General features: G+C 43.0%; 25 protein-coding genes. 11 read left to right on the forward strand and 14 right to left on the reverse strand.

All coding sequences use genetic code 11. The features are described 5' to 3' along the window. Positions 1–34 precede the first annotated feature (34 nt). From J2W55_RS02895 to J2W55_RS02905, 3 genes are all read right to left on the reverse strand, one after another. Positions 35–430 carry an ACT domain-containing protein gene (locus J2W55_RS02895; protein WP_310091732.1) on the reverse strand — a complete coding sequence of 132 codons (396 nt, stop codon included), beginning with the start codon at positions 428–430 and terminating at the stop codon, positions 35–37. 120 nt (positions 431–550) lie between these two features. Then, entirely contained in the window at positions 551–2,527 is a 1,977-nt protein-coding gene (gene rpsA / locus J2W55_RS02900; protein ID WP_310091735.1) for a 30S ribosomal protein S1, read from the reverse strand. Between the two features lie 212 nt (positions 2,528–2,739). After that, positions 2,740–3,411, reverse strand: a complete 672-nt coding sequence (locus J2W55_RS02905; protein WP_310091738.1) for a hypothetical protein — start codon at positions 3,409–3,411, stop codon at positions 2,740–2,742. 161 nt (positions 3,412–3,572) lie between these two features. Between J2W55_RS02905 and tyrS the strand changes: the two genes are divergently transcribed. The 3 genes from tyrS (at position 3,573) to J2W55_RS02920 (ending at position 6,045) form a co-directional block, all read left to right on the forward strand. Beyond that, on the forward strand, positions 3,573–4,940 hold the full coding sequence (gene tyrS / locus J2W55_RS02910; RefSeq protein ID WP_310091741.1) for a tyrosine--tRNA ligase: 1,368 nt from the start codon (positions 3,573–3,575) through the stop codon (positions 4,938–4,940). Positions 4,941–5,092: 152 nt separating this feature from the next. Continuing rightward, positions 5,093–5,587 (forward strand): Xre family toxin-antitoxin system antitoxin, encoded by a 495-nt coding sequence (locus tag J2W55_RS02915; protein ID WP_310091744.1) that lies wholly within the window; start codon positions 5,093–5,095, stop codon positions 5,585–5,587. Between the two features lie 2 nt (positions 5,588–5,589). Beyond that, on the forward strand, positions 5,590–6,045 hold the full coding sequence (locus tag J2W55_RS02920) for an RES family NAD+ phosphorylase (RefSeq protein WP_310091747.1): 456 nt from the start codon (positions 5,590–5,592) through the stop codon (positions 6,043–6,045). A gap of 68 nt (positions 6,046–6,113) precedes the next feature. On the opposite strand, the gene J2W55_RS02925 is transcribed toward J2W55_RS02920, so the two are convergent. Both J2W55_RS02925 and J2W55_RS02930 read right to left on the reverse strand, forming a co-directional pair. Next, positions 6,114–6,791, reverse strand: coding sequence for a PH domain-containing protein (locus tag J2W55_RS02925; protein ID WP_310091750.1), 678 nt, complete (start codon positions 6,789–6,791; stop codon positions 6,114–6,116). A 142-nt stretch (positions 6,792–6,933) separates the two neighbouring features. Beyond that, the gene (locus tag J2W55_RS02930) at positions 6,934–7,920 is read right to left on the reverse strand and encodes a LuxE/PaaK family acyltransferase (RefSeq protein ID WP_310091753.1); all 987 of its coding nucleotides are present in this window, start codon (positions 7,918–7,920) and stop codon (positions 6,934–6,936) included. A gap of 282 nt (positions 7,921–8,202) precedes the next feature. Here J2W55_RS02930 and J2W55_RS02935 point away from each other — a divergent pair, with 282 nt between their 5' ends. Beyond that, complete coding sequence (locus tag J2W55_RS02935; protein WP_310091755.1) at positions 8,203–8,874, forward strand: lipid-binding SYLF domain-containing protein; 672 nt, start codon at positions 8,203–8,205, stop codon at positions 8,872–8,874. A 58-nt stretch (positions 8,875–8,932) separates the two neighbouring features. Here J2W55_RS02935 and J2W55_RS02940 read toward each other — a convergent pair whose 3' ends face one another. The 6 genes from J2W55_RS02940 to J2W55_RS02965 all read right to left on the reverse strand — a co-directional run bounded on the left by J2W55_RS02940 (position 8,933) and on the right by J2W55_RS02965 (position 13,530). Further along, positions 8,933–9,268, reverse strand: a complete 336-nt coding sequence (locus J2W55_RS02940) for a hypothetical protein (protein ID WP_310091757.1) — start codon at positions 9,266–9,268, stop codon at positions 8,933–8,935. Positions 9,269–9,279: 11 nt separating this feature from the next. Continuing rightward, positions 9,280–11,715 (reverse strand): penicillin acylase family protein, encoded by a 2,436-nt coding sequence (locus J2W55_RS02945; protein WP_310091759.1) that lies wholly within the window; start codon positions 11,713–11,715, stop codon positions 9,280–9,282. Between the two features lie 28 nt (positions 11,716–11,743). Further along, the gene (locus J2W55_RS02950; RefSeq protein ID WP_310091761.1) at positions 11,744–12,295 is read right to left on the reverse strand and encodes a thermonuclease family protein; all 552 of its coding nucleotides are present in this window, start codon (positions 12,293–12,295) and stop codon (positions 11,744–11,746) included. 121 nt (positions 12,296–12,416) lie between these two features. After that, the gene (locus J2W55_RS02955) at positions 12,417–12,770 is read right to left on the reverse strand and encodes a VOC family protein (protein ID WP_310091763.1); all 354 of its coding nucleotides are present in this window, start codon (positions 12,768–12,770) and stop codon (positions 12,417–12,419) included. A 2-nt stretch (positions 12,771–12,772) separates the two neighbouring features. Then, positions 12,773–13,096 carry an ArsR/SmtB family transcription factor gene (locus tag J2W55_RS02960; protein ID WP_310091766.1) on the reverse strand — a complete coding sequence of 108 codons (324 nt, stop codon included), beginning with the start codon at positions 13,094–13,096 and terminating at the stop codon, positions 12,773–12,775. Continuing rightward, positions 13,093–13,530 (reverse strand): SRPBCC family protein, encoded by a 438-nt coding sequence (locus J2W55_RS02965; RefSeq protein ID WP_310091768.1) that lies wholly within the window; start codon positions 13,528–13,530, stop codon positions 13,093–13,095. Before J2W55_RS02965 ends, J2W55_RS02960 begins: the two co-directional genes overlap by 4 nt. 118 nt (positions 13,531–13,648) lie before the next feature. On the opposite strand from J2W55_RS02965, the gene J2W55_RS02970 reads away from it, so the two are divergent. Further along, positions 13,649–14,257 carry a DUF6624 domain-containing protein gene (locus J2W55_RS02970; protein ID WP_310091770.1) on the forward strand — a complete coding sequence of 203 codons (609 nt, stop codon included), beginning with the start codon at positions 13,649–13,651 and terminating at the stop codon, positions 14,255–14,257. 71 nt (positions 14,258–14,328) lie between these two features. Continuing rightward, entirely contained in the window at positions 14,329–14,586 is a 258-nt protein-coding gene (locus J2W55_RS02975; protein WP_310091773.1) for a (2Fe-2S) ferredoxin domain-containing protein, read from the forward strand. Between the two features lie 120 nt (positions 14,587–14,706). Here J2W55_RS02975 and J2W55_RS02980 read toward each other — a convergent pair whose 3' ends face one another. From J2W55_RS02980 to J2W55_RS02990, 3 genes are all read right to left on the reverse strand, one after another. Next, complete coding sequence (locus J2W55_RS02980; RefSeq protein ID WP_310091776.1) at positions 14,707–15,237, reverse strand: ferritin; 531 nt, start codon at positions 15,235–15,237, stop codon at positions 14,707–14,709. Between the two features lie 112 nt (positions 15,238–15,349). Next, on the reverse strand, positions 15,350–15,712 hold the full coding sequence (locus J2W55_RS02985) for a hypothetical protein (RefSeq protein ID WP_310091782.1): 363 nt from the start codon (positions 15,710–15,712) through the stop codon (positions 15,350–15,352). A 131-nt stretch (positions 15,713–15,843) separates the two neighbouring features. Then, on the reverse strand, positions 15,844–16,275 hold the full coding sequence (locus J2W55_RS02990) for a DUF1801 domain-containing protein (protein ID WP_310091785.1): 432 nt from the start codon (positions 16,273–16,275) through the stop codon (positions 15,844–15,846). A gap of 185 nt (positions 16,276–16,460) precedes the next feature. On the opposite strand from J2W55_RS02990, the gene pgmB reads away from it, so the two are divergent. From pgmB to J2W55_RS03015, 5 genes are all read left to right on the forward strand, one after another. Beyond that, complete coding sequence (pgmB, locus tag J2W55_RS02995) at positions 16,461–17,135, forward strand: beta-phosphoglucomutase (protein WP_310091788.1); 675 nt, start codon at positions 16,461–16,463, stop codon at positions 17,133–17,135. A 40-nt stretch (positions 17,136–17,175) separates the two neighbouring features. After that, positions 17,176–19,488: a glycoside hydrolase family 65 protein gene (locus tag J2W55_RS03000; RefSeq protein ID WP_310091791.1), complete on the forward strand. Its 2,313-nt coding sequence runs from the start codon at positions 17,176–17,178 to the stop codon at positions 19,486–19,488. 147 nt (positions 19,489–19,635) lie between these two features. Next, positions 19,636–20,202 (forward strand): REP-associated tyrosine transposase, encoded by a 567-nt coding sequence (locus J2W55_RS03005; RefSeq protein WP_310091793.1) that lies wholly within the window; start codon positions 19,636–19,638, stop codon positions 20,200–20,202. Positions 20,203–20,437: 235 nt separating this feature from the next. Beyond that, entirely contained in the window at positions 20,438–22,153 is a 1,716-nt protein-coding gene (locus J2W55_RS03010) for an alpha-amylase family glycosyl hydrolase (RefSeq protein WP_310091795.1), read from the forward strand. 154 nt (positions 22,154–22,307) lie between these two features. Continuing rightward, positions 22,308–24,782 (forward strand): glycoside hydrolase family 31 protein, encoded by a 2,475-nt coding sequence (locus tag J2W55_RS03015; RefSeq protein ID WP_310091797.1) that lies wholly within the window; start codon positions 22,308–22,310, stop codon positions 24,780–24,782. Positions 24,783–24,803 lie beyond the last annotated feature (21 nt).

Below are 24,803 nucleotides of genomic sequence, written 5' to 3' on the forward strand. Positions count from 1 at the left end.
TATGGGTTTAAATACTATATACTTAAAGGGATATTTATTGGTTTGATAAGTTTTTTAGCGCTTCCATAGCCCTTTCAACATCTTTCTTCGCCACAAAAACATGATCGTGATAATAGGCTGCAACAACATTACAGCTTATATTTTCCTTTGCCAATGTGGTTGCAAAGGCAGCGGTAAGTCCGGTTGCTGCTAACGATGAGTGTATGGCGAGGGTTATCCAGGCGGCTATATAAGTGTATTCCAGATGAAACTGATCGGCTACTTCCTTTTTGAGGATAACGGTAAAACCTTCCTTTTCTTTGAAAAGACCTATGATATTGGCAGTGTCAACCGAATTAGCAGCAGGTACGGTACAGTAAACATAGTCACCTTCATTGAGTACGGGTGTCATGTTTTTTAGTAAAGTACTAAGGTTAGTTTCTCCAGTCATAAGTGTAAATATAAAAATAAAGAATTCTTTACTTTGGAAGAGAGCAGGGTGAGGTTACAAAAAAAGCCCTTCCGAATATACCGGAAGGGCTTTGTGAGAATATGGGTTCAGTTTTAAAGCTTATGCTTCTTCTTCTTCAGATTCTGATTTTTTAGCAGCTGGTGCAGCCTTGCGGGCTTTGTTTTCAGCACCTTCCATTTGCTCTTTTAATTGAGCTAATACGCTAAGATCACCTAAAGTTGATTTTTCAACTGATTCTTTCACTTTTTTAACCGCGTTGCTTGCAGATTTTGCTTCTTTTTTGCGGTTTTCAAATTCCTGTACGCGGGCATCAGCACGGGCTTCTTCCCATATACGTGAGTGTGAAATAACAATACGTTTGTTCTCTTTGTTAAATTCAATGATCTTGAATTCGGCAGTTTCCTCAGCTTTAACGCTTTTTCCGTCTTCTTTAACCAGGTGTTTGGTTGGCGCAAAGCCTTCAACACCGTAAGGTAAAGCTACGATAGCACCTTTGTCTGTTACTTTAATAACGGTACCTTCATGTATTGAATCAATAGTGAAGATGGTTTCAAAAGTATCCCAAGGGTTTTCTTCAAGCTGTTTGTGGCCTAAGCTTAATTTGCGGTTCTCAACATCAAGTTCTAAAACAATCACGTCTAATTTTTCACCAACTTTAGTGAATTCGTTAGGGTGATTTACTTTTTTAGACCAAGAAAGGTCAGAGATGTGAATTAAGCCGTCGATGCCGTCTTCCAGTTCAACAAACACACCAAAGTTGGTCATGTTTTTAACTGTAGCTACGTGCTGAGTGCCTATAGCATATTTCTCAGCAGCATTTTGCCATGGATCTGGAGTTAACTGTTTAACACCCAATGACATTTTGCGCTCTTCGCGGTCAAGTGTTAATACTTGTGCTTCTATCTCGTCACCAACTTTCAGGAATTCCTGAGGGTTACGCAGATTTTGTGACCATGACATTTCTGATACGTGGATCAAACCTTCAACACCAGGGATGATCTCAAGGAATGCACCGTAATCAGCAACGGTAACAATTTTACCTTTAACTTTTGAACCAACCTGAATATCTTCAGAAAGGCTTTGCCAAGGATGTGGTGTTAATTGTTTTAAGCCCAGAGCAATACGTTTTTTCTCGTCATCAAAGTCAAGCACAACAACGTTGATCTTTTGATCCAATGCCAGAATTTCGCGTGGATGCTCAATGCGGCCCCATGAAATATCAGTAATGTGTAATAAACCGTCAACGCCGCCAAGGTCAATAAATACACCAAAGTCGGTAATGTTTTTAACGGTTCCTTCCAGTACCTGACCTTTTTCAAGACGGGCAACAATTTCTGTTTTTTGGTTTTCCAAATCGTCTTCGATCAGCACTTTGTGCGATACCACTACGTTTTTAAACTCGTGGTTGATCTTAACAACTTTGAATTCCATTGTTTTACCTACATACACATCGTAATCCCTGATAGGTTTAATATCGATCTGTGATCCAGGTAAGAAGGCTTCAACGCCCATTATATCAACAATTAAACCACCTTTTGTTCTGCTCTTCACAAAACCGGTGATGATTTCATCATTATCAAGGGCTGAATTAATGCGCTCCCATGATTTTTGAGTTTTTGCACGTTTACGTGAAAGCACTAACTGACCGTTAGCATCTTCCTGTGATTCAACAAAAACATCAACTTTGTCACCGATCTTCAGATCAGGTGTATCACGGAATTCTGATACTGAAACTAAACCGTCTGATTTAAATCCTACGTTCAGTACCACATCTTTGTTGTTAACATTAACAACTGTACCGGTGATGATTTCGCCTTTAGTGATAGAGCTGAAAGTTCCATCATACATTTTCTCGAATTTCTCACGGTCGCTATCGCTGTAGTTACCAAATTTTTTGTCATCTGCATCCCAGTCGAAATCCGCACTTGGTGTAGCTGCAATTTTTGATTTGATCTCTTCGATAGAAATTGAATCAGCTTCTGATTCAATAGTTTCTTTTTCGTCAGATGCGGTAACTGTGTCCAGTTCAGCTTCTTTCGCTTTTAATTCTTTTTCTGCTTCTTGTTTTTTTGCCATTAAATAATTTTTCTCCTTTTCCCAATTTGTTAATTGGGACTGCAAAGGTAGGTATATTAATTTATTTGAAAAAGAATATTTTAATGTTAATTGCTGATATTTAAGCCTTTTTGGGCCGGATATGCCAATTTTTTCCGGTTTTTATCCTTCCTGAAACGAAAAATAGATGCATCTGACGATTGTTTTACTCTTGTAATGGCGCGCTCAGTGCATTAAATATCAATCAGTTTGTTTTCTATCTCTTCAAAAATCGACATAAAATCCGGCAGCAGCAGCGTGCGGTAATTGCCCAGTACCTGGTTCATTTGACTTTCATGCTGCGGGGTGAAAGGGTTTTGCCATATACGCATACAAATACGCTTTAAGGCATAGGCTATCTGGTGGGTTTCGGCATAGGTATGCAGGTATTGGCTGCGCTTAAAGTCGTCAAAGAACCTAAAGAACCGGCTGCTGTCCTTTAATCCTGAAAAGGTTAAAAACTCATTGATAACCGCGGTTTTGCAGCCTGCAAGGTGTGCGTAAAAACCATCAACCTGTATTTTGCCGGTGGTAAGCAGCAGGTTGTCAATAATAAGTTCCAACGCTACATGTCCCAAAAAAAAAGGTTTTACAGGCGAACCTTCAATGGCGGGAAGCAAAGTTTTTTTTAAGGAATGTGAATGTTCAATAAAAAAATCGGAGGAGTGAAAATAACGGTCAACAGCCAGGTGTTTGTTCCAGCCTGCTATGATAGAATTAATGTCAGGATCGGTATGATGCAGCTTTTCAGGGTGCAGGATAATGTTTTTATCGGCATTTTTTAAAAGATCGGGCAGTACAATACCCAATATATGATAACAGTTATCAGTATGCAGGTCAAAGTAATAATGTGATAAAAAATTCATAAGCGATGTTCTGCAAAATACCCTGTTTTGATCAAGATACAAAGAATAAGTAATTATTTGAAATAGATTTTACCTTTGGTTAATAAATAAACGCTTTCATTTAGCTACCCAATTCAGCCAATTATTCTTTTATCTTTGCAGCTTTTGAAAAAGAATTTAATATGAACTTTGTTGAAGAATTAACCTGGCGGGGCATGTTGCACACCATTATGCCCGGTACCGAAGAGATGCTGGCTAAGGGGATGGCGTCGGGATATATTGGGTTTGACCCAACTGCCGATTCATTGCATGTGGGACATTTAACCCAGATCATGACGCTGATACACTTTCAGCGCGCTGGTCATAAACCCTATGCCCTTGTAGGGGGTGCAACCGGCATGGTTGGTGATCCGTCGGGCAAATCACAGGAGCGTAATTTACTGTCCGAAGATGTATTACAGCATAACCTCGAGGCGGTAAAAAAGCAGCTTACCCGTTTTCTTGATTTCAACAGCGGTGCCAACAGCGCCGAAATGGTAAACAATTACGACTGGTTCAAAAGTTTCACCTTTTTAGATTTTATCCGCGATGTGGGCAAACACATCACGGTAAATTATATGATGGCCAAAGATTCGGTAAAGAAACGGTTGGAGGGCGATACCGGCATGTCATTCACCGAGTTTACTTACCAGTTGGTACAGGGCTATGATTTTTATTATTTGTGGAAACATCATAACTGCGCCCTGCAAATGGGTGGCAGCGATCAATGGGGCAATATAGTTACCGGTACCGAGCTTATCCGCCGCAAGGATGCAGGCGAGGCTTTTGCCCTGACAACCCAACTGATAAAAAAAGCCGACGGCACTAAATTTGGGAAAACAGAAAGTGGCGCCGTTTGGCTTGATGCCGAACGCACATCGCCATACCAATTTTACCAGTTTTGGTTAAATACCACTGATGTTGATGCCAAAGCCTATATACGCATATTCACCTTGTTTGAGCGCCCGGTGATTGAGGCGTTGGAGGCCGAGCATGATGCCGCGCCGCATACACGCGCGTTGCAAAAAGCTTTGGCAAAAGACATAACCATTCGGGTACATGGGAAAGAGGCCATGAGGCTTATTGAAATTACCACGGAATTTACTTTTAATAGCTCTTTTCAATGGGAAGACTTATTCGATTTTTCAGAAAAGGATTTTTTAAAAGTTTTTAGCAGTACTAATACATTTTTTATATCGGGGAAAACATTTATTGATTTTGTTATAGGAGATGATGTATTGAATTTACTGGTTGAAGTGAAAAATTACGATTCTGATCTTAATTATAAGCACATGTTTGAATCAAAAACAGAAGCTAGAAAATTAATCATGAACGGGGGAGTTTATATCAACAAAATCAAGATCTCATTAGATCAAAAATTATCTGATTTTAAGTTATTTAAGGATAAGTATTTATTTATCCAACGGGGGAAAAAGAACTCTGCGTTGGTCGTTTTTTGCGATGATGTGCCATATGAAATGGAAAGGATGAAAGACCTTTTAAAAGATTAGAACACTTTTTTAGTAAATAGCAAAAGAAAGAACGATAGCTAATGGTTCAATAAATCTTACAAAATATTGGTAACAAAGAGCGGCATTTAATGTGCCGCTTTTTTTGTGGAATATATTTTGAAATACGACAAATGGTAATTATATTTGTATATATGTCGTATAAATCAAAACCGGATGTTAAAAATGAATTGAATGAGCCCATGATGGCTTATTCGGTACAAGGTGCTACGCCTTCATTTTATAATTTGTTGGGCAGCTCTAAGTCGGCCAAGCTTTCAAATGATTTTGATATAATAAGGCTTGCCCGCAATGGTTTCCCAAAAAGCGTTTTGCTTTCACTGGCAAAAAAAATATCCTTAAACATACAGGAGCTTGCCCATATACTGCATATTTCTGAGCGTACGCTGCAGCGTTACGATAATGATACCATTATTAAAACAGAATACGCCGAAAAGGCCGTTGAACTTGCGCGTCTTTACACCCGTGGCCAGGAAGTTTTTGGCTCTATGGATAAGTTTAAAATATGGATAAAAACACCCAGCCATATTTTTAAGGGCGAAGCCCCTGTTACCATCCTTGATACTTCTGCCGGTTTTGATATGGTTTTTAAGGAGCTGGGCCGTATTGAATATGGTATTTTTGCCTGATAATGATACTGTACCGTATTGCTAAGTGCCATTATGCTGCTGACCTGAGCGGAACCGGAGCGCGTTTATATGGCGGGCGCTGGAACACTGAGGGCAGACCGATGCTTTACATGGCATCTTCCAGGTCATTAGCTGTGCTTGAAGTACTTGTACATTTAAATCCATTGATCATCCCTGATAATTTTTGCCTTGCCGAAATTGAAGTTCCGGATCATAGCGTAACTCACCTGGATGCTGATTTGCTGCCTCATAACTGGCAGGATATATCTGCCCCGGCTATATTAAAAGAGCTGGGCGATGAGTTTTTGAGAAAGCAGGAATATTTAGTAATGCAGGTACCATCGGCTGTGGTACCTGCCGAGTTTAATTATGTGCTCAATCCGCTGCACCCAGGAATTAAAGATGTTCGCATAATCAATAAGGAGCTCTTCAATTTTGATGAGCGGCTGTTACAATAGTTCAGCTTATAAAAAAAGGCGATGAATTTCATATTCATCGCCTTTTTATAAATGTTTAATGGTTGGGGCTATAAGTCGCTTAACAGGTCGAGTTTTTTGTGGTTATATTCTTCCTGTGATATAAGCCCGTTATCAAACAACGTTTTTAGCTTTTTAAGTTTTTCGGTAAGCTCATCTGGCTTTGGTGCTTCCTGTACCACCGGAGCGGGTGGTGCAACAGGTGCTGGCGCCGGTTGTTGAGTAGCTGCAGGAGCAGCAAAGGTTTGCTGCGTCGCGGCAGCATGTGCAGCGGCAGGGTTATCAAACTGAATAGATCCCGACTCGGCACGTTTTTGCTCCAGGTCGCGCTGGCGGCGGGCCTCGCGTTCTAATTCTTTACGTTCCTGCGCGTACTGATAAAGTTTACGGCCCTGAATTTTGGGCAGATAATCAACAGCCATCTCGGCCCCGTTGGTGGTTTTTACGCTAAACACGGCGCCAATAATTTCTTCCTTGGTATGTACGTCAACAATATCTTTCCAAACAAAATCAACAAACTTAATAGATAGCCCCAGGTTGGCCGGGGTAAAAAACAATACCCGTTTGTTGGTTATGGCTATGCAATCAGGAAACAAATTTACCAATGGCTTTTTCTGAACGGCTATATAGATGATCTCTTCACCGGCAGAAAGCAGGTCTACCAAACGGGAATAAACTTTTTCAACTGCTTTAGGATCCTGATCCTCTTTTAAAAATTTCTCAATCATGTTTTCAGCATTTATGGCGCGTGCAAAAATAATAATAATACTGGTTAAAAGACAAGATTTTAGTATTGAGTATCAGGTATCAGGATTTTTGAAAGTTGATATGACCATGTAGAAAAGTCACGGTACCTGATACTAAAATGCATTAAGCAATCAGTAAATTACACCCTCTGATGTCCGACTGGTCAAACCTGCCCAACACCTCAAACGAGTCATTTGCGTAGGTTTTCCCAAGATCCTGGGTGGCAATGAACGAGCAGGAGTTGATATTAGCCAAATCGATCACATTAATGCCGCCGGTTTTGTCATTGGGTAACGTGCTGATAGGATCATTAGTGTCACGGATAATAATTTTCATCCAGGGCGGACATATAAAGATCCCTTCGCCTTTTGAATAGGCTTGCGATAACAACTCAGTCATCCCATATTCGGAATGAATAGCGCTCACACCGAAGCCTTTACATAAAACCTCGTGCAGCTCTTCGCGGATCATTTCTTTGCGGCGGCCTTTCATACCGCCAGTTTCCATTACAATAAGCTCCGGAAAATTTATCTGGTAGTTCTCTATAAAGTCAAGCAGGCCAAAGGTAACGCCAATTAAAAGTACGGGTTTTTTTGCCTCCTGCTGCTTTTTAAGCTGATGATAAAGCTCATCATGATTGTAAAGAAAGAAACCGCTATCTGGGTTTTCGGACCGTTTAATAAGATCATTAACCATATAGATCAATGATGACCCTTCGCGTTCCAGGTAAGAAGGCAGTAGCGCCAGCACGGTATAATCCTTAATATTGCCATAAAATAACAGGAAAGCCTGCCTAAAACTTTCTTCATACCAGGTTTTATCACTTATATAGTGACTGCTGGTTGTTAGGCCTGTAGTGCCCGAACTGGTAAAAACAACATCAGCAGGATGGCTGGAGCTTAACACTCGGTGCGATTTAAAAAACTCGACAGGTAAAAAAGGTATTTGTTCAACCGAACCAATGCTGGCGGCATCAACTTTTAAGCCTTCAATAAATTGCCGGTAAACAGCGCAGTTTTTTGCCTGATATTTGAAAATTTGCAGGGCTGTATCATTAAACTCTGTTGTGCTGCTGATAGAAAATACCTGTTGTTTATCCGGAGTGCTCATTGTTTGCAAAGATAGGTATTTCAGATATGCGGATAGCCCGAACCGGGATTTGCTGATTAATAGTTGTTTGGAATTTTTACTTAAAAATGTCAAATATAAACCCGTTTTTCCCCTCAGCCGGGAAAATCAGACCCCAAAATCTGATAGATTTGCCTTCGCTATCCAAGCAAAAAATAAATGATTATCTAATCGCACAATTTATACAAACAAGTATACGTTTGGGGGGTTAGTTAATATATAATACTACTTAATAATATAATTGTAATTAAGAATCAAAACCCCATGAAAACATTAAAATTTTTGAAATTCCCGCTCATATTAAGCCTTTTTTTTGTGCTGATATCGGCCAAGTCGGCGGATAAAGAAACCGAGCGAGTGCACAATGCTGCCAATGTGTTAAAAGAATTCAGTAAAATGAAGGAGAGTATCCCGCGCCAGTTACTGGAAGAGTACGAAGGAATTGTGATCATTCCTAAGCTGATTAACGCCGGCTTTGGTATTGGCGGCAAACGCGGCCGGGGAGTGGCCATGGTGAAATTAGCCAGCGGTAAATGGAGCGACCCGGTATTTGTAACTTTAACCGGTGGTAGCTTTGGCTTGCAAATAGGCGTACAATCTGTTGATCTGGTATTGGTATTCCGCCATAAAGGTGTATTAACCAAGGTTAAAAACGGCGATTTTACTATTGGTGGCGATATATCGGCCGCTGCGGGCCCGGTTGGGCGCAGCTCAACGGCAAGTACTGATTATAAACTACAGGCCGAAGTTTATTCCTACTCACGCAGCCGCGGTTTATTTGCAGGTATTACTATTAACGGCTCAAACCTGGCTATTGATAAAACGGCGAATGCTAATTTTTATGGTGATGCATCTTCATCGCAGGATATTTTTGCCTCATCAAAAAGCGATAAAGAGGCAGTTACTGTGTTAAAGGAATCTTTAAAGGCTTTTTAAAGTAATAGCTCTGATTAAAAATGCCCGTATGAAGAAACGTACGGGCATTTTTATTTTTTTACTTTTCGAACGCCCGTTTTAACAGCAAACCCGAAAGAGCCGCTAAGCCGCTTACCAAACCGCCAATAATGCCCGTGATAAGCAATAGATAACCCCAGCCGGGCAAGTGAAATAATAGTGCTACCTTTTTCGCCAGGATATGGTCATTAGGGATACTTTTGAACAGGGCTAATACGATCCATACAATAAATACCGATGAAAAGCCCGACCAAAACGCCTGCCCCGAAGTTTTGCCAACAAAAAAGGCGGCCGAAAACGCTGCTATGGCAACAACCCACCAGGGTAAAAAGAAACCACTTGCAAACGATAGTATAAGTATGATGAGAAATAACATGATATGCTTAATTATTTACTGCCTATAGTTAATGTGCTTTTGATACGGTCAGACATTTCATCGCCTGATTGCAGGAACAATAGTTCTTTTAGCTGCCCCTGCTGCCATGTTTTAAGCATATCGCTGTAAAAAAAGCTGCCGGGGTTGCCTGATTCGCCGCCGGGTAAAATACCAAAGCCTTTTACCGTAGGCCCCATCTGTACCACCATACGCCATGAAGGGCCATGGCCGTTATTGAGCGCGTTAACCGTTGATCCTGTACCGCCTGTTGGAAAATTACCCGAACTGAATGCTTCCTGACGGGTAAGGTGCTTGATCTCCAATTTTTTTACTTGTCCCCATTGCCAGCTTTTACCTGGTTTACCAAATTGCTTAACCAGATCATTTATCGCGGCTTTAAAGGATTGGTTTATGACATAGGCACAGGTTTCTTTTGCAGGCGTGTTGATATCATCAAACCATTTTGAACCGGGCTCTTTTAACAAAAGCTGCTCGGTCCTGTCAACCGAGGGATAGTTTTCCTGCAGATCTTTGGCTGCAAAATCATCACTCCAGATCATGTTGTACATTTTTTGCCACCAGGTATTTAATATGGTTGACCCGGTGGAGTTTACGGTGAAATCCTTATTCCAGGTTTTTATCATGTTAAGGGCGGTCAACTGGGTTTTGTTGAGCTTTGACCCATCGATGTATTTTAACATAGTTGGCAAAATATCCTGCGCGCGGATGCTGTACGTATCTGTTTGCAGGATGCGCATACTATCTATGGTAGCATGTTGCATTGCGGTTAGCCTGTCGTTGATCCGTTTGCCGCGCTCATAAGGCGCAAATGACCAATTGATATAGTACGGATAAGACGGATCTGTTGAGGATTGATTAGCCGAGCTTACAAAGCCGCGGGGCGGATTTTTAACCGTGGGGTTCTGATCAAAAGGGATCCAGCCATGCCAGTCGTCGGCAGGGTCTGTACCGTCCAGTATAAATTTACCCTGGTCTTTATATTTTAAAGGATATTTTCCGTTGGGTGTAATAGCTATATCATTGTTCTTGCTGGCAAACACAAAGTTTGATGCCGGGGCGTTAAAATAGGTTAGGGCTTTGCGGTAATCGTCGTAATTTTTGCCCTTGTTTAATATATACATAGCCATCAACTCGTCCGATTCATCATGTGCTATCCATCTTAATGCATCGCCAACAGGTACAAAATCGGGCCCGTCGCCTTTTTTTGCCTTGCTTTCATAAACAACCGGGCCATGGTGGGTGTAAATAACGGTATCATACAAAGGCGCCCGTCCGCGTATATTGATCACCTCAACCCTGCGGTTGGTTTTGTTCCATTGGTTATTGTACCAGTACTCGTCTTTTTTATTGTTCTTGAATTTTATCTGGTACCAGTCAAGCACGTCGGCATCAACATTGGTAATGCCCCAGCTAATGTTATTGTTAAAGCCCAATATTACGCAGGGCGAACCCGGCAATGATACCCCGTAAACATTTACGGATGGAGCGGTAAGCTGTACCTGGTACCATATTGACGGGAAAGTGAGGTCCAGATGCGGGTCGTTAGCCAGAATAGGATAACCATTGGCCGTTTTACTGCCTGATACCGCCCAGTTATTACTGCCTATGCCTTCGGCTTTTATAACGCGTTTGGCGCTGTCATTCATCTGTGCCATAAACCCGGCAGATGGGCTGGGGATAGGCAGCGGTTTAAAATCCCATTTGGTACCGGCGGGGATAATAGGATCCTCGTGCATTGGATAATCAGGGAACAGATCATTTGTGGTAGCGGGGCCAAAGCGTTTTAAAATATTGCTCATGGCAAACTCGTTTGAGCCGCCGGCCAGCGTTTCGCTCATGAGTTTAAGCAGGAACGCGCAGTTGATGGGTTGCCACTCTTCGGGGGCATAATCAAGCATTTTAAACTCAATGGGGTATTGCCGGGGGTGTAAGCGGTGAATGTACGCGTTAATGCCATCGGTATAAGCCAGGATCATTTTGCGTACGGCAGGCTCCTGCATCATAGCCTTTAAGGTTTTCTCGGCGCCGTAAACCATGCCCATGCGGCGGTGGTAACGGTCAACTTCCAGCAACTGCGGACCCAGCACTTCGGCCAGCCTGCCCGCGGCCTGCCGGGTTTGTATATCCATTTGCCAAAGGCGGTCGGTAGCGGTGATATAGCCCTGTGCGTAATACAGGTCATGCTCGTTATCGGCAAAAATATGCGGGATGCGGTTTTCGTCATACTTAACGGTAACCTTGCCAGTAAGGCCTGGCAGCATTAAGTGCGTAGTAGTTAAAATGTTTTTACTTTCTGCATTTTGCCAAAAACCATCTGCCGGACTTAAAAACCGGCCTATAGGCGGCACGGGACCAAATTTGGTTTGCAGCGCCCAGATCAGCAGGAGTGTAAGAGCTATGGATAAGAAGGCTTTGATAAACTTCATAGTATGTTATTGCTATAAAGTTAGTATTTTAAAAGGTATACTCAAGTTTTGGTTTGCGCTTCCTGTAATGTTTTTTAGCAGGCTTATTTTCCTGGCCAGCTGGTTTCTTTTCCCGGCGAAACTCCCAGGGTGGGGTGGGGTTGGCATCCTGCCAAAGGCCCAGTTTATTTTCACGGGCCTGTTGTTCCAGTCTGGCCAACTCCTCGTTGTTTGAGTAAGCCTTATATTGCCAGGCATAACCGCTTTTTACCAGCTGGTAATTTACGTTGGTACCATCGGTTAATATAACAAGGGCCACGGTGCGGCCATACCGGTCTTTTGTATTGCCATCCAGCTTAACATCTTTGCCAAAGCACAGATCTGATGTGAATTTTTTAGCGGCTTGTCCAAAAGCCTGTGTTTTTTCGGGGCAATCAACCTCGGCCAGGCGAACGGTGATCTGCTGGTTATCATTGGTGAGCAGGCCCAAAGTATCGCCGTCTTTTATTTTTACTACTTTATAAAGATTATCGGGCCTGGGGTTACATCCCCATATTGTAAAAAGAAGGATAAGGAGTAGAGCAGAATACTTTTTGTACATTTTTCAAATGTGCAGATTTTTTTTGTCTGAACCACGATTAAACGGATTTATCAGATTTTTTGGATTTGATTTGCAGTCGTGAAAGTCAACTCAATCTGTTTAATCGTGGTTCAGGCAATTTTTAATCAGCATGCAGGCTTACTGTATTGCCATCCGGGTCTTTAACAGCAAGGAATTTACCCCAGGGTGTGGTATCAATATTGCCAACTTCAATTCCCTTAGCGATAAGGTCTTTAATGTCTGCCTCCAGGTCATCGGTTTTAACCACAAAGCCGCGCATGCTTCCCGGCGTCATTTCTGGAAACCAGTTAACCAGCGTAATGGAAACCGCTGAACCGGGGAAGGCCAGTTGCACCCATTGCTGGTTTGGGCCAAAAGGGGCATCAACCAGCACCTTGAAGCCCAGTTTCTGATAAAACTCTTTGGCCAGGGTTTGGTCGGTAACCGGGATTGAAATAATTTCGATCGCTTTCATATTTATTTGGTTTTATGTTGTTGATTTAAAAGGTCTTCCAGGTTCTGCAGTTTGGTTCGCCAGAACTGATCGAAATAGTCGAGCCATTTTTTAACCTCGTTAAACCCATCAGGGTTAAGTTCGCAGTAACGTTCACGCCCGCTATCTTTTATCTGTACAAGTCCTGCTTCGTAAAGCACCTTTATATGTTTGGACACCGCGGGTCTGCTGATATCAAAATTGCCGGCAATGGTATTAATAGATTGCCTGTTTTGCGACAACATCATTAATATAGCCCGCCTGCCCGGATCGGCAAGCGCCTGAAAGGGGTCTGTATTTGTCCTCATTGCATTTCATTTAATAGTTCATTCAGTCTGCGGGTAATGCCCTTTTTCCATCCGCTTTCCATAAATATGCTGGATATAATATTTTTAAATCCTTTAAAGCCACTGTGTTCCAATACCATCCGGGTGCCTCCATCTTCGGCGGTTAGGGCCCAGGTAAGCAGGGTATCCAATCCAATAACACCAGGCCGCGGGCCGCCCTTCCAGGTGTACACCAGCTTTTGGTTTGGGATAACCTCCAGCACTTCGCAGTAAACAATGCCATCCCAGCCCATTTTTGGCAAAGGTTTGCTATGAAACTGGAATTTATGGCCAACAATGGGCTTAAAATCATTTTTCATTAGCCATTGGCTCACCAACTGCGGGCTGGTTAAGCATTCCCATACTTTTTCGGGAGGGTGGGGGAAATGCCATTTAATAACAAGGTCTCTTTTCATAAACGTGTAACTGTTGGGTTACGCAAATGTATATGTAACGTTTGGGTTACGCAAATAAAATTTTATTTTTTTGAAAAACGATGAATTATTAACTATATATTTAGTTTAAAAATATCTGATGAAATCATTAATATCCAAAGCAATCTTCATTGCTATCCTGCTTTTAGGCTATTTTATCACTGTGCCCTACGCCCAATCTGGCAAAATGAATACAGTCCTGATCAAACAAATTGATTCTATGTTTAAGAGCGACCAGTTTTGGCGTAAAGAGTTTGTTAAAGTGCAGCATAAAGAGAGATCGGTTTATAGCGATGAAACTATCCAGAGTAAATGGTCGGAAACCGACAGCATAAATGAATTGAAGGCTAAAGCCATCATAAAAAAATATGGATATCCTGGCTATGACCTGGTGGGTGAGTCAAGTGACAATTTTTGGGCTATAATACAGCATTGTGATGATGATATAGCTTTTCAGGAACACGTGGTTGCCTTAATGAAAAAGCAAGTGGATAAAAATAATGCCAGTAAAAGAAATTATGCCTACCTGACGGACAGGATCTTAGTTAACAAAAATCAAAAGCAAATTTATGGTACGCAACTGTCAAGAGATAACAAGACCGGTAAGTTTTCAGCTTTCCCGCTAAAATATCCCAAATTGGTTGATAAGTTACGCGAGCAGGTGGGATTGGAGCCGTTAGCTGATTATATTAAAGGTTTTGACAGATAGGCATATAGCGCAAAAGGAATTTTATTGTTATAACTTTGTGCAGTTAATGTTAACAATAAATAAATATCCTTATGAGTAAATTTACCATACCGGATAAAGTACTGTATGTATGTACCGGCAGCAAATGTGGCAAAAGAGGTGGCAAGGATATGTACAAGCTGGCCAAATCATACGCCAAGCATCATCACGGACCAGAGGAAATTGAAATAATTGAAACAGAATGCACCGACAGGTGTAAATATGCCCCCGTTTGCAGTATACAACCGGGCAACACCTGGCTAAAGGAATATCATGCTAAAGATGTGTTGAAATTATTGGATCTGATATAAGCGTTATTTATTGTACCTGGCTCTCTTTGGAGGAAATGTGTTTAAATGAAAAAGTCCCTTTATAATGTAAAGAGACTTTTTATAGTTGTTTATAAACTTTTAGTTTTTTGGCAGCGGTTATTACGCTTCGCTATCGTATTTGATCTGGCCAACGTGTTTGTCTATCTGCCACCTGCCGGTACCTTCTTCGCCAATAACGTCAAACAGTTCAAGGGCACGACGGGCTTTGTATTCTTCTTCACGTTGTTCTTTCAGGAACCAGTTTAAAAATTCCATGGTTACAAAGTCCTGCTCTTTCATGCAGCGGGCATAAATATTTTTAATGGAGTTGGTAACGCTGATCTCCTGGTCCAGGGCCTCTTCAAAAACCTCGCGGAACGAGTTATATTCGTGTTTAATGCCGGTTATCTCCGGAGATACCGAATTGCCGCCCATATCCAGTACATATTTATAAAATTTAAGTTGGTGGTGTCTTTCTTCTTCGGCTTGTTTAAAAAAGTATTCAGACGAAAAATCGTAACCATTGCGGTTACACCACGATGCCATTGATAAATATACGGATGATGAGTAGGCCTCTTTTTTTATTTGCTGGTTTAAAAGCATTTCAATTTCACTTGAAATTAAGCTTTTTATGCGGATCAGGTCTTTCATGGTTGCGTTAATTGAATGTGTAAATAAACTTACAGTCAAGTTTATATACAATAATAACGCTATATGTTAACATTAGTTCAATTTAAAAACAATATGAATTTAATCTAAATAACTACGCGGTGATGCTGCAAAGGCGGTCGTGCAGAATATGGTTCAGTTCCAGCATTACAAATGTACCTTCCAGCAATTCTTTCAGGGCAATAATTTGAAGCAGGGATAGTACGTAGCAATGGTCGCAGGCGCAAATGAATATGATCTCCACATCGGGGTCTTTAGTGGTGTTCAGCAGGGCGTGCTCAATATCAATATGATAAACCGCTTTACGTAATTTTAACAGACAGCGATAATCAAATTTGGCAATTTTACCGGCAAAATCAACATACCAGCAGCGTTCAGCATCACTTTGGTAAATGGCACCTGCCGATGTACTAAAAACATCTGTCCATTGATTTATTTCGGTAACGGTGGTAATCATATAGTGGCACAAAGATTATTATTATTTATAATTAATCCAAATAAAGGACAAAAATTTTTTCTCAAATAATCTTACCGGCCAAAATTGGGTGGTCTATGTTATAATTATGGGGCAGTGCGCGAGTTTAGAATTTATTTTTCACTTGTAGCCTCAACCCCGTATCGAATTGCTGCTTCAAGCACTTTAGTGTTTATGTCTTTTAATTTATTGAACCTGATGCAATACCCGGTTACGCTCGCCTTGCCTAATTCTTTCCCGAATGTTTGGGCCAGGTATGTTTTATCCTTAATGCCGAGGACATAAACCGAGATTCCTGTTTTGTTTGCGCTCATACCAATCTGAAAAAACTCCCTGGTTTTTCCACCCGCATATTTTATGGTGTAAAGCCCGTATCCAACAGTAGGGTTGGTAACAGTTTTGTTTTCGTTGTTTTTACCATCATCAAACCATAATTTACATCCTGGCAGTGTTTGAAGTATATGCGTATGCAGCTCCTGCATTTCACTACGTTTTGGTTCGGGTTGGCTGGTAATATAGGCTGTGATTTGTTCTTGTACGTTCATATGAAGTATAAATTATAGGTTGCTTGCTCTGCCTTGTTAAATTTCGCTTTATTTTTGATCATACCCTAATTCACCGCTTTTCTTTAGCTCATCATTAAAATTTCAACCGCTATATTATCATTGTTTGTTGTGAGTGCATTGTAACGAGTTTTTAATACTTTAGGCTCCGCATACAAGATATAAAAATGGATCATATAAAAGCCTGTATTTTTGACCTCGACGGTGTAATTGTTGATACGGCTGTTTATCACTATAAAGCCTGGAAACGCCTGGCCAATGAGCTTGGGTTTGAATTTACCGAACTTGATAACGAGCAATTGAAGGGGGTAAGCCGCATGCGCTCGCTTGAAATTGTGCTCCAATGCGGCGGCATAACCAAAACCGAAGCCGAACAGAAATTGCTTGCGGCTCAAAAAAATACCTGGTATATGGATATGGTGAACCAGATGACGCCAGCCGAAATATTGCCCGGGGCAAAGGAATTTGTGGAAAGCTGCCGCGATGCCGGTATTAAAACTGCTTTAGGATCGGCCAGTAAAAATTCCATGACCATTTTAAATAAGTTAAACATAGCCAACCTGTTTGACGTCATTATTGACGGCAATAAGGTAAGTAAGGCCAAGCCCGATCCGGAGGTGTTTTTAAAGGGTGCCGCTGAGCTTGGCATTGAACCCAAATACTGCGTGGTGTTTGAGGACGCCATTGCCGGCGTTGAGGCAGCCAAAGCGGGCGGCATGAAAGCCATTGGAATTGGCGACCCCGTGTTGCTGCATGAGGCGGATATGGTAATAAGCGGGTTGGATAAAGCCCCCCGTCCCCCTAAAGAGGGAGCGGGAGATTGGGCGCTTAATAAAATATAAATTTAAAATCACTCCTCCTTTACGGGGGGCCGGGAGGCAAATGAAAAACTATATAAAAGCAGACGAATGGAGCATCATTGAAGAAGGCTTTGACGCGCATCATCATCAAATATCTGAAAGCATATTTAGTTTAGGCAATGGCCGCATGGGCCAGCGTGCCAACTTTGAAGAAGCCTATAGCGGTCAATCGCTGTTGGGCAACTATATTGCCGGGGTATATTACCCCGATAAAACCCGCGTAGGCTGGTGGAAGAACGGTTATCCCGAATACTTTGCCAAAGTGCTGAACGCAGCCAACTGGACAACTATTGACGTTAGCCTTGAAGGCGAACAGCTTGACCTGGCCAAATGTGCCGTAAGCAGCTTTACCCGTCAGCTGAACATGAAGGAGGGGTACCTGAAAAGAAACTTCCGTGCACGCACTGAAGGCGGCAGGGAGGTGGAGGTTGAGGCCATCCGCTTTTGCAGCATGGCCGATGACGAAACTGCAGCTATTAAATATACCATAACCCCACTTAATTTTAGCGGAACTATTACCCTGGCCCCAGCTATTGACGGCGACGTAGTGAACAAAGATTCAAACTACGACGAAAAATTTTGGGATGAAGTAAGCAAGGCAAGCCGGCCCGATGGCGGCTACGTGGTAATGCGTACCAAAAAGACCGGATTTGAGGTGGCTACCGGCATGAAGTTTAGCATTGTGCAAAATGGTAAGGCTGTACAGCCGCCGGCTGAAGCCGTTGTTAAAGAAAAATACATAGCATCGCTTATTAAACTGCAGGTGCAGCAGGGGCAAAGCGTTAGCATTGTAAAATATGTAGCAAACCTGTCTTCACAAAATCACCCGGTACAAAAATTAACTGAGAATTTAGAGTTGACCCTTGCCCGCGTCAGTGCCAAAGGCTTTGATACCATGCTGGCCGAACAGGCCGCCGCGTGGGCCAAAAAATGGGAGCGTAACGATATTATTATCGAAGGCGACGTATCAGCGCAACAGGCCATCCGGTTCAATATTTTTCAGCTTAACCAAACTTACACCGGCGAAGACGACCGCCTGAACATTGGCCCCAAAGGTTTCACCGGCGAAAAATATGGTGGCTCAACCTATTGGGATACCGAGGCTTACTGTGTGCCCTTTTACCTGGCAACAGCCCACCCAAAGGTGACCCGTAACCTGCTTTTATATCGCTATAAACAGTTAGGCAAGGCTATAGAGAACGCGGCCCTGCTGGGCTTTAAAAACGGCGCCGCGCTGTACCCAATGGTTACTATGGATGGTACCGAATGCCATAATGAGTGGGAAATCACTTTTGAGGAGATACACCGTAATGGCGCCATTGCTTATGCCATTTTTAATTATGTACGCTACACAGCCGATGAAACTTACCTGGCCGATTATGGCCTGGAGGTGCTGATAGCCATAGCCCGTTTCTGGTCGCAGAGGGTTAACTGGTCGGCCAACAAGGGTAAATACGTGATGCTGGGTGTAACCGGGCCTAACGAATACGAAAATAACATTAACAATAACTGGTATACCAATACGCTGGCTGCCTGGTGTATGGGCTATGCCATGGAGGTAGCCGAAAAGGTAAAGGCGCTGGCGCCAGAAAAGTACGAAGCGCTTATAGCCAAAATAAACTTTGATGAAGGTACCGAAACCGCGAAGTTTAAGGACATCATCGAAAAAATGCACTATCCGTATGATGATGACCTGCAGGTATTTTTGCAGCAGGACGGCTACTTGGATAAGGAGCAGATATTAGTAAAAGACCTGCCGGCTGCCGACAGGCCGCTGAACCAAAAATGGAGCTGGGACAGGATATTGCGCTCCTGCTATATTAAGCAGGCTGATGTGTTGCAGGGCATCTATTTTTTTGAAGACCGGTTTGATACCGAAACCATCCGCCGCAACTTTGATTTTTATGAACCGCGCACGGTGCATGAATCATCCCTGTCGCCCTGCGTGCACGCCATATTAGCCGCCAGGCTTGGCGATGAGGCCCGGGCCTATGAGTTTTATTTGCGTACCGCGCGCCTCGATCTGGACGATTATAATAATGATACGGAAGATGGCTGCCATATTACCTCAATGGCCGGTACGTGGATGTCGGTAATAGAAGGTTTCGCCGGAATGCGCGTACGCGATGGTAAGCTGTCGTTCCAGCCGTTTATTCCCGAAAAATGGGCGTCGTTCTCCTTTCACATTGGTTTCCGCGGGGCGCTGCTGCATATTAAAGTAAGTAAGCACGGCGTACAGATCAGCAACATTTCGGATAAACCGGCTGATGTGGTAGTTTACGGCAAAGGACAGGTGGTTGGCCCAAATAGTGAATTAACTATTAATAAGGATTAAAAGCATGAACCGTTATCAGCGTATTGTGCTGAGCTCAAGCGTTGTCCGAAGTTTCTGATGCGCTGTCCGAAGTCTCTGACTTCGGACGACTATGCCTGTAGTTTGCAACTACAGTAACGCTTTGTTACATTTAACCAAGCTCATTAAATGACACGAAAAGGCTATATTATTCACGATCAGCAGGCAATTTATTACATGACATTCACCGTGGTAGGATGGATAGATGTATTTTCCAGACAGCAATATCGCGACATTATGATCGAATCGTTCAAATACTGCCAGTTGCACAAGGGACTGCATTTACATGCTTATGTGGTTATGTCCAATCATATACATCTTATAGTTTCAGTAGATGAAGGATTTGCAATAAGCGATTTTGTAAGGGACTGCAAAAAATTTACGGCTAAACGTATTCTGGATGATATAGAAGGAAATGATGGCGAAAGTCGTCGTGAATGGATGTTGCATCAGTTTAAATACTACGCTTCAAGACATAGTCGTAACGAGCGATATCAGTTATGGGAGCATGATAACCATTTTATTGAACTTAACTCGCCGGCTTTTATGCAACAAAAGATCGATTACATTCATCAGAACCCTGTTAAGGCCGGTTTGGTTTATCGTGCCGAGGATTTTGTTTATTCAAGCGCGTCAAATTATGCGGGCGTTGATCAGATTATTGATGTTGATTGTTTGTACTTGAATATATTGTAGTCTGAAGACTACAGGCATAGTCTGTTCGAAGTCAGAGACTTCGAACAGCGCTGAATTTAGAAAAGCGCAGCATACGGTAGTCTGAAGACTACGAGCATAGTCGTTCGAAGTCAGAGACTTCGAACAGCGCGAGTCAGAGACTTCGGACAACGCGCTTTTGAACAGCTCAGCGTGGATTTCAAACAATACCGGAAAAAATCTCGATACATGATACTAACAACTTGATACTAACAACATGGAAACAGATCATAAGCTTATTATATACCAGTTACTGCCCCGGCTGTTTGGCAATACCCAAACGCTTAACAAGCCCAACGGCGCTATTGAAGAGAACGGGGTGGGCAAACTGAATGATATAACCGATAAGGCGTTGCAGGAAATTAAGCGCATGGGTTTTACCCATATCTGGTACACGGGCGTGATTGAACATGCCACCATGACCGATTATACGGCGTTCGGCATTGCTAATGATGATCCTGATGTTGTTAAGGGCAGGGCGGGTTCCCCGTATGCTATAAAGGATTATTACGATGTGGCGCCCGATCTGGCCGTTGATGTCAACAACCGTATTGGCGAGTATGAGGCACTGATACAACGCACCCATAACAACGGTCTTAAAGTATTGATGGACCTGGTACCCAACCATGTGGCCCGCACTTACGCGTCTGACGTGAAACCTGCCGGTGTGCGCGATTTTGGGCAGGACGATGACACCGGCAAAGCCTTTGACCCCAAAAACGATTTTTACTATATCCCCGGGCAACATTTTACAGTGCCACCCGGGTACAACCCGGGCGGGGATGAGTTTGTAAGCGAGCAGAAAGACGGCCGCTTTGATGAGTACCCCGCACGTGCCACAGGCAATGATGTGTTTAGCGCCACTCCTTCCATAAATGATTGGTTTGAGACCGTAAAGCTTAATTACGGCGTTGATTATATGGACAACCGCCGCGGCCACTTTGACCCCGTACCGCCGCTGTGGAACAAGGTATATGATATTTTAAACTACTGGAGCCAAAAGGGGATAGATGGTTTTCGCTGCGATATGGTGGAGATGGTGCCTATTGAGTTTTGGGCCTGGGTAATCCCCCGGTTAAAAGCTGCTTATCCGGGTACGGTGTTCATCGGCGAAGCCTATGACAAAAATAAATATTATGACTATATTTTTAAAGGACAATTTGATTACCTGTATGATAAGGTGGGTCTTTATGATGCCGTGAGGCGTTTAACCTGTGCCGAATACGGCGCCAGCACCTGGGAGATCAATAGCGTTTGGAACCACCATTGTCATGATATTGACCAGCACATGCTGCGCTTTATGGAAAACCATGACGAGCAGCGTATAGCCTCCGGTTATTTTGCCGGCAACCCATGGCTGGCCGTGCCCGGCATGATCGTGACCGCCACTTTAAACACGGGCCCGGTGATGATTTATTTTGGGCAGGAGGTTGGCGAACCCGCCGTGGGCAGCCAGGGTTTTAGCGGCGATGACGGGCGCACTTCCATATTTGACTACAGCGCGGTGCCCGAACATCAGAAATGGCTTAATAATGGCGCTTTCAACGACGAAAAGCTATCGGACAGTCAAAAAAACCTGCGCGGGTTTTATCAAACGCTGTTAAATAGTGTACTTAATAATGAGGCATTAAAAAGCGGCAGCTTTTATGAGCTGATGATAGCAAATGAGCGCGAGCCTGGTTTTGATCAGCTGTTGTATATGTATATGCGATACACTAATGACCAGCAAATACTCGTCATAGCTAATTTTAACCGGAGCGAACGGTATATGCGTGTAAAACTGCCGGAAGACCTGCTGACCAAATTAAACCTCACAGGCGAAAAACAGTTTACCGACCTGTTAAGCGGGACTAAATTTAGTACAAATGATATTAAAGAGGGCATTGATGTAAAATTGCAGGCTTCGGGAGGACTGGTATTAAAGATGGATTGAGTGTTATATTGACAATTGTTAATAAAAAATTTTCATCAATGTAATAAATTGAGCTTTAATGGCATGGTTAATGATTTTTCATTAATTCAATTGTTGTATATTGCGTAATAAGTACACATTGTACATATTTGCAAAGAACCCCTAATTAATTTGAATGGAAAGTAATATACCAAATCAGGAACTGATTACCAGCAAGTTAGCCGAAGCTGAAAATTTACTTGAAGAGGAAGAAGAGTTTCACCACTTAAATAATCCTGCTGATGGTATTAAGCCGATCATCAAAAAATACCTTGGCACGCCCAATCATGCCGATCAATTGGGCAATAAATTCTACTTTACCGATGGTGATGCAAAGGTAGAAGTAGTTGTTGTAACTGATGAGATCATTAGGATAAGATTGGCCCCGCATGGTGTTTTTTTAGAAGAATTTTCATACGCCGTACCTAAACTGGAGCATAAAGCCACGGCGTTTACCCTATATGAAGACGAAATTGAATTTCGTGTAGCCACTAAATCGATAAACTGTCATATCCGTAAACAGGATTTCTTTATTTCCTTTTCTGACAATAACAACCACATCACCAGTACCGACGCGGTGCCTATGCACTGGGAAGAGAACGTGAAGTTTGGCGGCTACTATGTTTTTTGTACCAAAACCTGCCATACCGACGAAAGCTTTTTTGGTCTGGGCGATAAACCTACAGAGTTTAACCTGCGCGGAAAAAGATTAAAAAACTGGAATACCGACGCTTACTCGTTTGCCTGGAACCAGGATCCGCTTTATCGCAGCATACCTTTTTATATCAGTGTGAACGAGGGCATAGCCCATGGTATTTTCTTTGATAATACCTTTAAAGCGCAGTTTGATTTCGGAGCCGAGGATAGTACCAAAACAAGTTTCTGGGCCGATGGGGGCGAACTGCAGTATTACTACATACACGGGCCGCATATGATGGATGTGGTAAAAAGCTACCATATTTTAACCGGTACCCACCCCATGCCCCCGCTGTGGGCGCTGGGTTATCACCAATGCCGCTGGAGCTACTATCCCGAAGCTAAAGTGAAAAAAATCACCCGTGGGTTCCGTGAAAACAAGATCCCCTGCGATGGTATTTACCTGGATATTGACTACATGGATGGCTACCGCTGTTTTACCTGGAACCGCAAGTATTTCCCTGACCCTAAAAAGATGATCAGTGAACTGGCTGCCGATGGCTTTAAAACGGTAGTAATTATTGACCCCGGTATACGTGTTGACGATAATTACGAGGTATTTAAGCAGGGTAAAGAGAACAGGTACTTTTGCCGCCGCTGCGATGATTATTTTATGGAGGGCCATGTATGGCCGGGCCGTTGCCAGTTTCCTGATTTTACCAACCCCGAGGTACGTACCTGGTGGGGTGGTTTATTTGATGAGCTGGTGCAGATGGGCGTGGCCGGGGTTTGGAACGATATGAACGAACCGGCAGTGTTTGGCGCAGGCACCTTCCCTGATGATGTACGTCACCAGTACGATGGTTTCCGCGGATCGCACCGCAAGGCGCACAATATATACGGAATGCAAATGGTGCGCTCAACCTATGAAGGCCTGCGCAACATCATGAAAAATAAACGCCCTTTTACAATAACCAGGGCCGGATACTCAGGGGTGCAGCGTTTTTCGTCGGTATGGACGGGCGATAATGTGGCCTCGTGGGAGCATCTTAAATTAGGCAATATCCAATGCCAGCGCTTATCCATATCAGGCATCCCGTTTTGCGGTACAGACATAGGCGGTTTTAGCGGCGAGCCCGATGGCGAACTGTTTACCCGCTGGATACAGATGGGGGCGTTTTCGCCTTTTATGCGTGCGCATTCGGCAGGTGATACCAAGGAGCGCGAGCCCTGGAGCTTTGGCGAGCCGTTTACGGCCATCAACCGTAAATTTATTGAGCTGCGGTACCGTTTGCTGCCTTACCTGTATTCTACCTTCTGGGAACACCACCGTTATGGTTTCCCTATTTTAAGGCCGATAGTGATGCATGAGCAGGATGTGAAGCTAAACCACTTCAGGCAGGATGAATATACCTATGGCGATAAAATACTGGTATGCCCCGTAATGGAAGCCGGCCAAATTCAGCGTAACGTATATTTACCAAAAGGCAAATGGTTCAATTTCTGGACTTATGAAATTATTGAAGGCGGTAAAGAGGTAACCGTGCCAACTCCGCTGGATACGCTGCCTGTATTTATCAAAGCCGGTTCGGTAATACCCGAATACCCCGTAATGCAGTACGTAGGCCAGCATGAGATAGAAGAAGTTAAACTGAATATATATTACACCGATTACGAAGTTAACTCCTTCCTGTTTGAAGATTACGGCGAAACTTTTGCCTATGAGCAGGACATCTACCTTGAAAAAAAGTTTGTGGTTGACGGAAACCTAAGAAAACTAACTATAAGCCAAAGCATGGAAGGTTTATACACGCCGCGCTATGAAGGTTATCACCTTAACCTTATTGGTTTGCCATTTAAGCCGGCAAAAATAATTGCCGATGGCAAAGCGGTGAACGATTTCACCATTAATACCGATGGTACCGTGGAGTTTAAGTTCAGCAAGAATTTTAAATACATCGAGATTCTAAAATAATAAAACAGGCCCCGCTAAACG

This window comes from Mucilaginibacter pocheonensis (genome assembly GCF_031456535.1).
Classification (GTDB): Bacteria; Bacteroidota; Bacteroidia; order Sphingobacteriales; family Sphingobacteriaceae; genus Mucilaginibacter; species Mucilaginibacter pocheonensis.

What these genes read in the sequence shown, in the direction of transcription:
- J2W55_RS02920 (WP_310091747.1), top strand. Translation starts at nt 5,590, where the DNA reads ATGATACTGTACCGTATTGCTAAGTGCCATTATGCTGCTGACCTGAGC.
- J2W55_RS02925 (WP_310091750.1), bottom strand. Translation starts at nt 6,791, where the DNA reads ATGATTGAGAAATTTTTAAAAGAGGATCAGGATCCTAAAGCAGTTGAA.
- J2W55_RS02965 (WP_310091768.1), bottom strand. Translation starts at nt 13,530, where the DNA reads ATGAAAAGAGACCTTGTTATTAAATGGCATTTCCCCCACCCTCCCGAA.
- J2W55_RS02895 (WP_310091732.1), bottom strand. Translation starts at nt 430, where the DNA reads ATGACTGGAGAAACTAACCTTAGTACTTTACTAAAAAACATGACACCC.
- J2W55_RS02970 (WP_310091770.1), top strand. Translation starts at nt 13,649, where the DNA reads ATGAAATCATTAATATCCAAAGCAATCTTCATTGCTATCCTGCTTTTA.
- J2W55_RS02945 (WP_310091759.1), bottom strand. Translation starts at nt 11,715, where the DNA reads ATGAAGTTTATCAAAGCCTTCTTATCCATAGCTCTTACACTCCTGCTG.
- J2W55_RS02955 (WP_310091763.1), bottom strand. Translation starts at nt 12,770, where the DNA reads ATGAAAGCGATCGAAATTATTTCAATCCCGGTTACCGACCAAACCCTG.
- J2W55_RS02985 (WP_310091782.1), bottom strand. Translation starts at nt 15,712, where the DNA reads ATGATTACCACCGTTACCGAAATAAATCAATGGACAGATGTTTTTAGT.
- J2W55_RS02950 (WP_310091761.1), bottom strand. Translation starts at nt 12,295, where the DNA reads ATGTACAAAAAGTATTCTGCTCTACTCCTTATCCTTCTTTTTACAATA.
- J2W55_RS02935 (WP_310091755.1), top strand. Translation starts at nt 8,203, where the DNA reads ATGAAAACATTAAAATTTTTGAAATTCCCGCTCATATTAAGCCTTTTT.
- pgmB (WP_310091788.1), top strand. Translation starts at nt 16,461, where the DNA reads ATGGATCATATAAAAGCCTGTATTTTTGACCTCGACGGTGTAATTGTT.
- J2W55_RS03010 (WP_310091795.1), top strand. Translation starts at nt 20,438, where the DNA reads ATGGAAACAGATCATAAGCTTATTATATACCAGTTACTGCCCCGGCTG.
- J2W55_RS02905 (WP_310091738.1), bottom strand. Translation starts at nt 3,411, where the DNA reads ATGAATTTTTTATCACATTATTACTTTGACCTGCATACTGATAACTGT.
- J2W55_RS02940 (WP_310091757.1), bottom strand. Translation starts at nt 9,268, where the DNA reads ATGTTATTTCTCATCATACTTATACTATCGTTTGCAAGTGGTTTCTTT.
- J2W55_RS02980 (WP_310091776.1), bottom strand. Translation starts at nt 15,237, where the DNA reads ATGAAAGACCTGATCCGCATAAAAAGCTTAATTTCAAGTGAAATTGAA.
- J2W55_RS02975 (WP_310091773.1), top strand. Translation starts at nt 14,329, where the DNA reads ATGAGTAAATTTACCATACCGGATAAAGTACTGTATGTATGTACCGGC.
- J2W55_RS03005 (WP_310091793.1), top strand. Translation starts at nt 19,636, where the DNA reads ATGACACGAAAAGGCTATATTATTCACGATCAGCAGGCAATTTATTAC.
- tyrS (WP_310091741.1), top strand. Translation starts at nt 3,573, where the DNA reads ATGAACTTTGTTGAAGAATTAACCTGGCGGGGCATGTTGCACACCATT.
- J2W55_RS02915 (WP_310091744.1), top strand. Translation starts at nt 5,093, where the DNA reads ATGTCGTATAAATCAAAACCGGATGTTAAAAATGAATTGAATGAGCCC.
- J2W55_RS02960 (WP_310091766.1), bottom strand. Translation starts at nt 13,096, where the DNA reads ATGAGGACAAATACAGACCCCTTTCAGGCGCTTGCCGATCCGGGCAGG.
- J2W55_RS03015 (WP_310091797.1), top strand. Translation starts at nt 22,308, where the DNA reads ATGGAAAGTAATATACCAAATCAGGAACTGATTACCAGCAAGTTAGCC.
- J2W55_RS02990 (WP_310091785.1), bottom strand. Translation starts at nt 16,275, where the DNA reads ATGAACGTACAAGAACAAATCACAGCCTATATTACCAGCCAACCCGAA.
- J2W55_RS02930 (WP_310091753.1), bottom strand. Translation starts at nt 7,920, where the DNA reads ATGAGCACTCCGGATAAACAACAGGTATTTTCTATCAGCAGCACAACA.
- rpsA (WP_310091735.1), bottom strand. Translation starts at nt 2,527, where the DNA reads ATGGCAAAAAAACAAGAAGCAGAAAAAGAATTAAAAGCGAAAGAAGCT.
- J2W55_RS03000 (WP_310091791.1), top strand. Translation starts at nt 17,176, where the DNA reads ATGAAAAACTATATAAAAGCAGACGAATGGAGCATCATTGAAGAAGGC.